The organism is Clostridium sp., from assembly GCF_036781005.1.
GTDB lineage: Bacteria > Bacillota > Clostridia > Clostridiales > Clostridiaceae > Clostridium_B.
The window spans coordinates 40,098-50,537 of sequence record NZ_DAIQBT010000020.1 but is presented as its reverse complement, the minus strand read 5'-3'; the positions used below and the strand labels follow the sequence as shown (position 1 = coordinate 50,537).

Annotated in this window: 18 protein-coding genes; all 18 read right to left on the bottom strand. The window is 31.1% G+C overall.

Annotated elements, in window-relative coordinates:
* Positions 1-86: 86 nt before the first annotated feature.
* The 18 genes from V7Q02_RS09740 to V7Q02_RS09655 all read right to left on the bottom strand — a co-directional run bounded on the left by V7Q02_RS09740 (position 87) and on the right by V7Q02_RS09655 (position 10,435).
* Positions 87-350, bottom strand: coding sequence for a hypothetical protein (locus tag V7Q02_RS09740; RefSeq protein WP_333860820.1), 264 nt, complete (start codon positions 348-350; stop codon positions 87-89).
* A 105-nt stretch (positions 351-455) separates the two neighbouring features.
* Positions 456-1,355, bottom strand: a complete 900-nt coding sequence (locus V7Q02_RS09735; protein ID WP_333860819.1) for an N-acetylmuramoyl-L-alanine amidase — start codon at positions 1,353-1,355, stop codon at positions 456-458.
* A 57-nt stretch (positions 1,356-1,412) separates the two neighbouring features.
* Entirely contained in the window at positions 1,413-1,790 is a 378-nt protein-coding gene (locus V7Q02_RS09730) for a phage holin family protein (RefSeq protein ID WP_333860823.1), read from the bottom strand.
* 101 nt (positions 1,791-1,891) lie between these two features.
* A complete protein-coding gene (locus V7Q02_RS09725; RefSeq protein ID WP_333860818.1) occupies positions 1,892-2,047 on the bottom strand; it encodes a hypothetical protein in 156 nt (51 codons plus the stop codon).
* 245 nt (positions 2,048-2,292) lie between these two features.
* Positions 2,293-2,499: a hypothetical protein gene (locus tag V7Q02_RS09720; protein ID WP_333860817.1), complete on the bottom strand. Its 207-nt coding sequence runs from the start codon at positions 2,497-2,499 to the stop codon at positions 2,293-2,295.
* A 93-nt stretch (positions 2,500-2,592) separates the two neighbouring features.
* Positions 2,593-2,769, bottom strand: a complete 177-nt coding sequence (locus V7Q02_RS09715; protein ID WP_333860816.1) for a hypothetical protein — start codon at positions 2,767-2,769, stop codon at positions 2,593-2,595.
* Between the two features lie 162 nt (positions 2,770-2,931).
* Positions 2,932-3,240 carry a hypothetical protein gene (locus tag V7Q02_RS09710; protein WP_333860815.1) on the bottom strand — a complete coding sequence of 103 codons (309 nt, stop codon included), beginning with the start codon at positions 3,238-3,240 and terminating at the stop codon, positions 2,932-2,934.
* Positions 3,241-3,334: 94 nt separating this feature from the next.
* Positions 3,335-3,802: a putative ABC transporter permease gene (locus V7Q02_RS09705; RefSeq protein ID WP_333860814.1), complete on the bottom strand. Its 468-nt coding sequence runs from the start codon at positions 3,800-3,802 to the stop codon at positions 3,335-3,337.
* A complete protein-coding gene (locus V7Q02_RS09700; RefSeq protein WP_333860813.1) occupies positions 3,769-4,389 on the bottom strand; it encodes a DUF4376 domain-containing protein in 621 nt (206 codons plus the stop codon). Before V7Q02_RS09700 ends, V7Q02_RS09705 begins: the two co-directional genes overlap by 34 nt.
* Positions 4,390-4,399: 10 nt before the next feature.
* On the bottom strand, positions 4,400-5,005 hold the full coding sequence (locus V7Q02_RS09695; RefSeq protein WP_333860812.1) for a hypothetical protein: 606 nt from the start codon (positions 5,003-5,005) through the stop codon (positions 4,400-4,402).
* A complete protein-coding gene (locus tag V7Q02_RS09690) occupies positions 5,005-5,322 on the bottom strand; it encodes a hypothetical protein (RefSeq protein ID WP_333860811.1) in 318 nt (105 codons plus the stop codon). Before V7Q02_RS09690 ends, V7Q02_RS09695 begins: the two co-directional genes overlap by 1 nt.
* On the bottom strand, positions 5,315-5,995 hold the full coding sequence (locus V7Q02_RS09685) for a phage tail protein (RefSeq protein WP_333860810.1): 681 nt from the start codon (positions 5,993-5,995) through the stop codon (positions 5,315-5,317). The genes V7Q02_RS09690 and V7Q02_RS09685 overlap by 8 nt, the downstream gene beginning before the upstream one ends.
* A gap of 5 nt (positions 5,996-6,000) precedes the next feature.
* Positions 6,001-6,624: a putative phage tail protein gene (locus V7Q02_RS09680; RefSeq protein ID WP_333860809.1), complete on the bottom strand. Its 624-nt coding sequence runs from the start codon at positions 6,622-6,624 to the stop codon at positions 6,001-6,003.
* Positions 6,621-7,745, bottom strand: a complete 1,125-nt coding sequence (locus V7Q02_RS09675) for a baseplate J/gp47 family protein (RefSeq protein ID WP_333860808.1) — start codon at positions 7,743-7,745, stop codon at positions 6,621-6,623. Before V7Q02_RS09675 ends, V7Q02_RS09680 begins: the two co-directional genes overlap by 4 nt.
* Complete coding sequence (locus V7Q02_RS09670; protein ID WP_333860807.1) at positions 7,738-8,187, bottom strand: DUF2634 domain-containing protein; 450 nt, start codon at positions 8,185-8,187, stop codon at positions 7,738-7,740. Before V7Q02_RS09670 ends, V7Q02_RS09675 begins: the two co-directional genes overlap by 8 nt.
* A gap of 1 nt (position 8,188) precedes the next feature.
* Positions 8,189-8,509, bottom strand: coding sequence for a DUF2577 family protein (locus V7Q02_RS09665; protein ID WP_333860806.1), 321 nt, complete (start codon positions 8,507-8,509; stop codon positions 8,189-8,191).
* A gap of 10 nt (positions 8,510-8,519) precedes the next feature.
* Positions 8,520-9,839 carry a C40 family peptidase gene (locus V7Q02_RS09660; protein WP_442882163.1) on the bottom strand — a complete coding sequence of 440 codons (1,320 nt, stop codon included), beginning with the start codon at positions 9,837-9,839 and terminating at the stop codon, positions 8,520-8,522.
* 77 nt (positions 9,840-9,916) lie between these two features.
* Positions 9,917-10,435, bottom strand: coding sequence for a hypothetical protein (locus V7Q02_RS09655; protein ID WP_333860804.1), 519 nt, complete (start codon positions 10,433-10,435; stop codon positions 9,917-9,919).
* Positions 10,436-10,440: the final 5 nt, after the last annotated feature.

The following is a 10,440-nucleotide window of genomic DNA, read 5'->3' as shown; positions in this document are numbered from 1 at the left end:
ACTCCCATGCTTAATATTTGTTCTTTCATTTTCTCATTCCTCCATAATTTTTATAATTTAAAAAGAGAGCCTTTCAGCTCTCTTTTCTATTCCCCTACTTTTTCATAGGTCTTTTTAAATATATCAGGTTTACATGGATAAAATTCTCCATCTACCCCTTTTATTATATAATCGCCCACACTGGCGGCCATTACACCTTCTAGTGTAGCAATCATTATTACCGGTTTATCTGGATTTTCATAACTTACTTCAATCTCTCCCATAAAATTACTTAATTTATCTAATTGCTCTGGTGTATCAAGAAACTGTATTGCCTCTATTGTTACAGGTTTCTTTCTATACTTAGCCATTGTTTATCATTCCTCCATTAGTTTCTTATATAGTAAATATGCAAGTTTTTCATTTATAAACAATAAAATTTAAAAATTATTTTAAAAAGAGAGCTTTTCAGTTCCCTAGTTATTCAAAAATATACTCCATGTCTCCGGCTTTAGTATTCCATCCGTTGGCCTTTCCCACTTCTTTTGGAGTTCAGTTACAGCTTGAAAAGTTGCTTCGTCATATAGCATATCCGTGTAGGAACCTTTCTTTAAATAGCCCCACATTTCTAGTTTCTGCTGTAACCATAGTACTATATGGGACTTGTGGCCCTTCTTAATTATATTTCCAATACTCTTCAGGTTGTCCAAGGTTTCCTGATAGATATTACCGTCAGCATACTTCAGTTTTGCGTTGTAATCCAAATTCATATAATATTGAAGTGATGCTATTTGTGCTTTTAATTTTGTATTCTTTACGTCAGTAATTAAATCAGAGCTTGTACTATTTACAATTTTACCTGTTAGCCCTTGAACTATGGCAGATGCTATTTTCTCACTTCCTAATGAATTATATAAATCCGAATCACTTTTAGTATCTACAAAACAAACTTCTATCAGTATGGCTGGAGGTTTGCTGTGTTTTATTACATACAAATTGCTTCCATCCTTTACCCCTCTATTGGTAAATCCTAACCCTATAAGAGCATTTAATACTTTGGCTGCCAGTGCCTTTCCTACTGTACTCATAGCAAACACTTCCGAACCTTTGCCCCCACCTGCATTAAGATGAATACTTATCAAGTAGTCAGCACCAGAAGCCGCATCACATCTTTTCTGTAAACTATTTAAGACACTAGATGCACTAGAAGGCCTTACATTATAAGCTGTATGACCTAGAGATTGGAGTTTCGATATAACTTTAGTTGCTATATCCAATGCACAATCCTGCTCAACTAAATATCCTACAGCTCCTCCATCTCCTCCCAAGCTTCTATTTACATTTCCATGCCCTGGATCTATTGCGAACTTACTCATAAAATCAATTCCTTTCTTTAATTTAATATATTTAGCATCTTAATTTTTGACACTATTTTATTTATTTTTTAATTGTTCCAGTGCGTTTTTTAACTTCTTAGGTACCGGAACGCCTAATTTAACTGCATTTTCTAATATGCTTATACCTTCCATTGCCACATAAAAATATATGGCCATAGTTCTAAAAATCCACTGCTGCCCTAGAAGCCTGTCTAAAAGTACTGCCAATATTAAAATTAAAAGTATGGTAAATTTCTTTTTAAGCCCCTTGAATCCTCTGGAACTATTTAAACGGTCTTCTTTATATCCACACATAAGCCCTGTAATATAATCCAAAACCATACAGGACACCAATACTTTTATCCCCATTTCCCACCCACCAAAACACCATGTAAACAATGCTCCCAGTGTAGAACTTGTAAACCCTATGGCCACTGATTTCCCTGTAAATTCTTTGAAATAATTTATTATATAGTCCACATCACACCTCCTTGTAAGTATTTTTAAGCATTGAAAAAGAGCCTTCTACAGCTCTTTTATATTGTTATATTACCTATCGCTAAGTCTAATTTTTGTAAAAACATTTCTTCTGTTTTAGTTAGATTGTCTTTATCTAATAATTCTTTTCCCAGTTGAAGGCAACTTTCTAAGAAGTCATCCATTATTTTCTTATTCTCCATTGTCAAATTCATATATTTTTCACCTCTTCGTTGCTTTAATATTTGTCTAGCTAAGATTTTCGAGATACAAAAAAGACTTAAATTAATAAGCCTTTACGTCGCAAAATTTTTCGTTTAACATATATATCCATCAATACCTACAAGTATTGATTTATCTGGGTTTATAGATACTAATAGATATGGGTATTCCTATTGCGACATAATTCAGGGCATAGAAAAAGACACTCTTGAGTGCCTTAAAGTTTATATTCCTTTTTTTAAATTGAAGGATCATTCCAAAAAATTTGATGTTCATCAAAATCATTACATACATCAGCAGAAGCCTTACATTTAGGATTACTGCATATGTAGGTATCATATTCAACGTCATCCTCTGTACTATTTGATCCTATATGCTTCATAAATTGCCCACAATATTTACATTTTAATTTATGATTGTCCATTGCATCAAACTCATTATACATACATCAACCCACCTCCCAAATATCTTACATAATTATTAATTGCCTACTATATATCATTATTTTATACCAGGAAGGTGTTTTGTTCAAATTGCATTAAAACTTCTTTTCACTTTTTAATTTTTCAATAGCCTTTTCCTCTTCAATGAATTCCTTCATTTTCGCAGCAACAAATGGAGAAATCATAACACCTTTACGTTCTCCATACTTTTTAAATTCTTCTAATACATCCGGTGGAAGTGTAATATTAATCCTTACCGCCTTCTTTCCCAATATAATCACCTCTTAGAAATGATTATATATTTTAAATTTAGCTTTGTCACTTTTATACTTATTTATACACATATATACATACTAATAAGTATAAATAAGTACGCATTATTTTTCTATTGTGTAATAAAAAAGAACCTACCTAAGTAAATCCTTTTTTACATTTTATTTCACATAAACATATGTTTTACTTTGTATTTCTTTACCATTCTTACTAACAGTTATTTTATTTCTATAAGGTTCTTCATCATTTCCAAATGAACGATAATTATCTTCTGTTTCAATTTCTAAAGTTATTATATATCCATCATTCTCTTTTTGTGCCTTATAACAAATATATGGTTCGTTTATTTCTTCGTTTTTATGATTTAAATTAACATTTTTAAATCCGTACTTATGGCCAAAATCTGATATAGGTATTTTTTTAGATTCACATTCATGTATCTTAGATACTATCTCATTATAAATATCCATTATACCATCCCCCTAAATTATATACTTATTAAATAATTATACATCTTTAACAAATACTTTCAACACTCTTTTACTATTTTTAAATTTCAATAATTTAATTTTCTGTTACTAAATCTTTATAATTTTTTAATAATCCTTCTGGTTTCTTTTCTCCAAATAATTTATATCTAAGAAAATCATCTACATAAATACATGCTGGAACTAGCAAAAACCATAGAAAAGCATAAGGTAAACAAACCTGCCCAAATAAATTAAAAGGTTCTGTGGAATAATCCCATATATCTAAACCTAACCATACATTAAGTATCATTCCACTTGTAAACTCTAATATAAGAATTATTAAAGTGCCTATAACACACTCTTGCCACATTTTACGATCATAAAATTTTGGATGCTCATTCAACCTACCTATAAAGAAAGCAGCTAATCCACCAACTACCAACATGCTTATATGTGTCCACCCACGCCAAAATCCTTCTAATACCATGTATAAAGCACCCATTATAAAAATTAAAAGCAAGTCCTTTTTTAAGTAGTTGTTGTTGGAATTACTGTATCCCATGTTATTTTTTGTACCTCCTCTATAGAATTTAAACTATTAATATATATTTTTAAATCTTCATATTTATTTGTATTTTTTTCTATATGTCTTTTTAAATCTAATCCTAAATCCAACATATTTTTAGGTTGCCATTCTGTGCATTTATCAGCTTCTTTATTCTTATAATAGTTTATAGGTTCTGTAGTTAAATTTGATAACCTCAATTGTGCTATTGTTACAAGTCCATTTATTCTACTTTGGTCTGTTAATTCGCAAGAATAATCCTCTATAGTTGTTCTATCAAATGCTGTTGATTGAAAAGTATTTATTATAGCATTTTGACATGCTGTATTCATTTCATTTATTTTATTTTGTTTTATTTCATCTAATGTTAATACTGGTTTTGATGGTGTTTTCTCATTATTATAATCTACCTCAGTAATTATAATAACACCCATTGGCAGAGTTGAAATATCTTCATTTGTTGCAAATACCCCGTAAGTATCTTTATATATTTGACTTCCTGCTACAAATTGACTTATGTCTAACCCTTTATAATCAGGTTGACCAAATTGATTTAATAGATTGTTTATTTTTATATATACCATATTTTACCTCCTATATTGATAATACATTTGTAAGTAAATTATTATTACTATTTGTGAATGTGTAAAAACTTGTGTTATCGCAAAATATTGATTGTCCAACTGCTAACCCTACTACACCATTTTTACATGGAATAAATGCTAATAATGAACTATAGTAAGTATTTATATATTGTTTTATTATAGTCCCAGTAAAATTTCTTATATTAGTAACTGGCCCATTTATATATGAATATATTTGTTGCATTGCTTCATTAATAGTTATATTATTTATTGTATTTCCTTCTGAATAAGAATTTAATATAATTGTTCCATTATGGTCTGTAATAACAGCATAATTACTATTAACCCAACATATATATGATGGTGTCACTGTCGTTGGAATATAAGCACTTGATACAGGGTAGCTTACTGTTTTAATTACTGTTCCACTTGGATTTATTACTTCTGCAACACCAGTTACCGTATCATAAACCCATAATCCTTCGGAGGTAAAACCAATCGGTCTATAAATAGTATTAATATTTTTTAGATAATTACTAAAATCTTGCTTCCCAGATGTATTACTACCAAACAACTTAGAGTTACTCAATAATTCATTACTTAATAATCCTTGCATTATGAAGTCACCTCATTTACACCCCAAATATAATAATCCATATCAGAAGTAACTGCACCAGTAAGTTTAATAGTTTTCCCTGTTGTTATTGCTATATTTAAATCACTTCTAATAAGTGTATCTTTAGTTGGTATAGCCTTTGTAGGGATTAATCTCTTATCATCTATTTTCATTGTAACGTTTTGGTCTGTAGCGTTAGCATTGCTTATCCAAAACCCTTTCATAATAAAAGTAGTATTTGCTGCTACTGTAACTATAGTAGTTTCAGTAGTTGCCAAAGTCCCACTATACACCTGGTCACTATATGTTTTAGCCATTATATCTGCACCCCCTAACATTTAAAAATTGCATATCTGACATTGCTGTATTTATATTACTGAATTGTGTCGCATTTTCTGCCTTATGCGACTCAAAATCATCAGCTAAAGTAGTTAAATTATCCTGCTTTGCTACCCCTCCAGTTACCCCTATTTGTGAATTTGCTATTGCCCCTATATCACTTGCATTTTTAGGTATACTATCCTTTACGGTTTCTAAATCCTCTTTGGTTGCAAGTGTCACAGTAGGGTCTATCTTTAGCGTTACAGCAGCAGTATTAACTACTTCCAATATAGTCCTTATTCTTAAATCCTTAGAACTTCCCTCTGAAACAACGGGTTTATATGTTTCTGGATATTTACCAACTGCCAAAAGATTACCTTCATCATCAGCTATACCACATTCTCTTATCATGAATCCTCCCACATTTGCAGGTATAACTGTCTCTAGCACTATCCAGTTGGAATTATCGGTGTCCACTATTATATTACCTATGTTTCCACTCCACACTTCATGTACCAATGCTGTCTGCGTTTCTGTAGGATTATAATAATTGCCCCCACTATCTCCCAATTTCAATGTAGTAAATTTAACCTTTGTCCCTAAAGCACTTGCATTTGCTATTTGTGCTTTACCTATATTAGTTAAAATTGTATAAAAACTTTCTGCCATGTTTATCATCCTTCCTTTGGATATACTGTAATATTTTCAATTCCTGTATTACTTCCCATAGCAATATTAATTTCCCCAGTACTTTCAATCACCTTTGGACTCCATGGATAAACCGTTATTGTCTCCCCAGTTACTAAATAACTGGCAATATTAGCTAACCCTTGTTTTGAATCAACCGATATATCGTAATCTAAATGTGCTGGTTTAATTTCTTCTAAAGCTTTTTCTAGGCCGCTTAAATCTCTGGGAATTATTAAATTACCTGTAAATATTATTTGAATTCTACCATTTTTAAATTTTACATCTGTATATCCATCATTTCTCCAACTATTTACAATAGATTTTAATAAATTAAGATCACATTTATTATTACTTTTCCATCTAGCTTCAAGTTGTGACCTTCTATCCTCTATGGCCGTATTAGGGTTAGTCTTAAAATCTAATAACTTCTCTAATATCGCTATTGTATCTAAATCCATAGTGTCGAACCAATAATTATTATACATTTGCAGAAGCATACTTATTATTCCATCTAAACTCAATCCTGCACTATTAAATATTTCAATGATCCATTCATCATTTCTATAAATTTGGTGCAAGTTGTTTATTAAATCGTCTTTCATACTCATAACAGTGTCACCGTCCCTACCACTGGGACTTCAGTCAGCAGAGCTGTCAAATTTAATATTATGTTCTCTTGCCCATTATTTACTTCTAAAGTATTACTTTCATAATCGGATATACCTGGGGTTTGCAAAAGTATATTGCCCTCTCTTGCAAAAGAAATATAATTATTATCAGTATTTAGTGCTACACTAGAAAAATAAGTACATAAGCCCTCTTTTATACTTTCTATAATTTCTTCATCTGTGTAATTACTACTTGTTTTTATTACTTTAACTTTCATATCTATTGTTTTTGCTACTGCACTTTCTACTGTACAATATACCCCAATCTGTGCTTCCCCTGTTCCTATTCCCCATGTACTCCATACACCTGTATTAGAATCATAAGTGCCTTTAGGGTCTATATACTCTTGCACATCTTGTACTATATCTTCCGATGCAGGTTGGTTATTACTATCAACTATTATAACTTTTACTGTATTATCCCCATTCCAAAGAGGATAACAAATAGCATTACCAACACCTGGCCTACTTTTTGCCCACGCAATATAACTATTTTTATTACTACCTGTCACTGGTTTTCGTAATGCATCATAATATCGTGTTCTTAAAGAATCATCACTTTCAGAATCATAACCATCATATCCCTTTTCATTATTCGTTACACCAGATATGCCTGCTAACGTTATAGGCATTTGAGTAATTGCACCTGCTGGGACATTACCTGTAACTCCTGCCAAAACTGCTTGTGCCAATATTGTATCTGCACCATTTATAGTCTTGTTTTCCAAAGACTTAAATTGTATACCTGCAGAAGTGGCAAATAAATCTCCAGTATTTATAAACCCAATTCCAGTAACTGTAAGTATTGCTTTGGCATATGTTGCTGATTTTCTCACTATACCTTTCCTCTGCAGCACATATTTTGTTAACTCATCACCTGTAAGGTTATTTACATCCAATTTATTAAATAGTTTTTCTAAAACCAAGTAAATGTCTGATTCAGCAATAGCAAAACTCCTAGTTAACTCATAAATCAGATAGCCTGCCTTTTTTTCATAGACATCTGAAATAGTAGCAAGTAAATCAGCTTGAACATTATTAACTGTTTTATTTTCAAACACTTGTACTCACCTCTAATTCACTATCATCTATTAATTTAACCGTTAATTTTACTATCACCTTATTTTTTATTTGTTCTATATTAAAATCTTCTACGCTTTTTACATATCTATGCTTTTCAATTCCTTCTGTAATTTCTCTTTCCAACTCCGCTTTTTTATAAGCGTTTAACTTTCCTCCTATTAAATCATCTATATTTACGTAGAAATCAGTATTTTTATAAACATTATATTTATCTTTACGTGTAGCTAAGAGCAACAATATCCACTGTTCTACTTTCTCAGTATCATCTGTAATTTCAACTAACTTCCCATCCACTGTAACAAATTTATTTTTCTTAAAATCAAATTTAAAGCATCTGCCCAGTTTAGTAACATTGGTAGATGCTTTATTATCAATATTATTTACTTGTTCTAATAGATCTTCTGTTAACGTTGGAAACATATTATATCACCTTATCTATTACAAAAAATTTTTGATTGGATTCTGTGGCTACAATTGCAACTCTTTCTCCATTTTTAAGTCCCTCATGAGTAATGGTTCCACTAACCATGCCATCAGGGGATGATAGTATAAATGGTAATTGATATTCTGTAACATTTTCACATATATACAAATCTTTATCAGTTATAAAAGCTTTTCCTCCATATATAGAAATCTTTAGAGGATTGGTTTCTATTACAGTCCCCTCTAATATCCCTATATACTCTATATTTTCATTATTTTTAAACATTTTTGCCAGTTCTACATGCCAATTATTACTCACTATTTATCACCTAACTTTCACCCGTTACCCTAACAACTGCATTACAATTATCTTTATAATAGCCTGAAAATTGAGATATTTTTACAACATCTCCCGTTGTTGGACTGTGTATAAACTGATCATTTCCAATATATATTCCGACATGCTCAGAACCATAGAAAAAGACTAAATCACAGGGCTGGATATCTTCCATATCTACTTTGGTTCCCTCATTAACCATGTCATATGTATAAGCTGTCAGATTATATCTAAAATTCTTAAATACATATGCTACAAATCCACTGCAGTCAAAGCCATCTGGGGTTTTGCCTCCCCAGACATATGGAACTCCTAAAAACTTTTTAGCATATTCTATAATTTCATCCCTTTTACTACTTTCACTGCTGGAACTATCCCCAATGTTTTGTGCCTCTGAATATTCCACAGGATCTTTAAATGAAGCACTTGAAAAATCTATGGTTACATTAATTTTGTGTGCATTATTAGCCAACGTATGCTGTGCTGATTTAACCTTATAATATCCATCCACCCCATATTTAGAAATAGTAATGGGTATCATCCTTTTTGCCCTTATATCTTCACAATTTTCTATGTCTAGCAATGTAACAGTCAATTCTCTTTTTGTAGCATTATAACTATCTAAATATTTATCTGCAACATTTTGTGCCTGGCTTATATTCCCCTTGTCTATACTTAGAACTTTACTAAGCACTCCAAATACACCTATACTATTTTTATCCTGTGCATTGGCATAAGAATTTTTATCGCTTTCCTCACTGGTTATTACATATACGTTGTTAACCATATCTTCCATACTTCTGGTAATAGAAAAATCATTGCTGACTTTATACTCACAAGTTACTTTTAAATTGCTCACTCTGTCTATCCAAAGTACATTTCCACGCATCTCTTTAACGATTTCTTCTCCCAGTTCTTTTGTACATTGATCTAAAATATCGTCTATAATTTCAGAAACTTTTTTACCTTTATATAATTTACTAATACTTGTATTTAAAGTTGTACATGCCCCTCCTATTCCATATTTGCCAAGTAAACTATATATAGCTTGCTTGGCACTACTACCATTAAATTGTATTATATCTTCCTCATTTTTATTTAAATAAAATGCATAATCCTGTGCTGTATAACTGCTTGTTTTATCTTTGTTAATCTTTTGTGTTACCAATCCAGCAAAAACTACTTTATCAGATTTTTTCAACACTAAATGACTGCGTCCTTCGGCCAAATCTAAAATACTATCAAAGGTCAGCGTTACAGCTAATGTATCACTATCATTTGTCCAACTAAGGTTATTGCATTTAGGTAATATATCTACTGGTGTAGTGTTAGTTGCACCAGTATCTCCTATTATATAAGTGCTGTATAAATACCAGATAGCATATCACCTTACTTCTTTAAAATATCTTTCAATTTTTCAAGCATTGAAGCCGACTCTATAACTGTTTTCTTTACATTATTAATAACAGATTGTGGAGTCATATCTCTATATTCCTTTAATTCTATTTTGTACTTTAAGTCTCCAAATTCATCATTTGGAATTTGAGAATAATTTTCTACACTTACCGCCCAATCTAAAATTATGGGACTTATATTGTTTCCATTATCACCCCGTATAAGTACACACCTTAAAGGAACTTTTTTAGTCATTGCATTTTCCCACAGATTTATTATCTTATATGGATTCAACTGACTCTTAGCCCAGTTGTATTTTTTAGGATACTCTGGAAGCCAACAATCTATAGAAAAGGTTGTTAAACCTTTATTACCTATAATATTGTATATACCATCTGAATAAGTTTCAAATTCTTCATTTTTTGCACTCTTTGAAAGTTCAGGCATTGTAGATGGTAGACACGACAGCTGATAAATTTCCTCTCTGGCTAAATCACTAAAATAAATATCCAAATTAT

Excerpts from the sequence above, each read along its gene's own strand:
- V7Q02_RS09740 (WP_333860820.1), bottom strand. The coding sequence starts at position 350 with ATGGCTAAGTATAGAAAGAAACCTGTAACAATAGAGGCAATACAGTTT.
- V7Q02_RS09735 (WP_333860819.1), bottom strand. The coding sequence starts at position 1,355 with ATGAGTAAGTTCGCAATAGATCCAGGGCATGGAAATGTAAATAGAAGC.
- V7Q02_RS09725 (WP_333860818.1), bottom strand. The coding sequence starts at position 2,047 with ATGAATTTGACAATGGAGAATAAGAAAATAATGGATGACTTCTTAGAA.
- V7Q02_RS09720 (WP_333860817.1), bottom strand. The coding sequence starts at position 2,499 with ATGTATAATGAGTTTGATGCAATGGACAATCATAAATTAAAATGTAAA.
- V7Q02_RS09710 (WP_333860815.1), bottom strand. The coding sequence starts at position 3,240 with ATGGATATTTATAATGAGATAGTATCTAAGATACATGAATGTGAATCT.
- V7Q02_RS09705 (WP_333860814.1), bottom strand. The coding sequence starts at position 3,802 with ATGGGATACAGTAATTCCAACAACAACTACTTAAAAAAGGACTTGCTT.
- V7Q02_RS09700 (WP_333860813.1), bottom strand. The coding sequence starts at position 4,389 with ATGGTATATATAAAAATAAACAATCTATTAAATCAATTTGGTCAACCT.
- V7Q02_RS09695 (WP_333860812.1), bottom strand. The coding sequence starts at position 5,005 with ATGCAAGGATTATTAAGTAATGAATTATTGAGTAACTCTAAGTTGTTT.
- V7Q02_RS09690 (WP_333860811.1), bottom strand. The coding sequence starts at position 5,322 with ATGGCTAAAACATATAGTGACCAGGTGTATAGTGGGACTTTGGCAACT.
- V7Q02_RS09685 (WP_333860810.1), bottom strand. The coding sequence starts at position 5,995 with ATGGCAGAAAGTTTTTATACAATTTTAACTAATATAGGTAAAGCACAA.
- V7Q02_RS09680 (WP_333860809.1), bottom strand. The coding sequence starts at position 6,624 with ATGAGTATGAAAGACGATTTAATAAACAACTTGCACCAAATTTATAGA.
- V7Q02_RS09670 (WP_333860807.1), bottom strand. The coding sequence starts at position 8,187 with ATGTTTCCAACGTTAACAGAAGATCTATTAGAACAAGTAAATAATATT.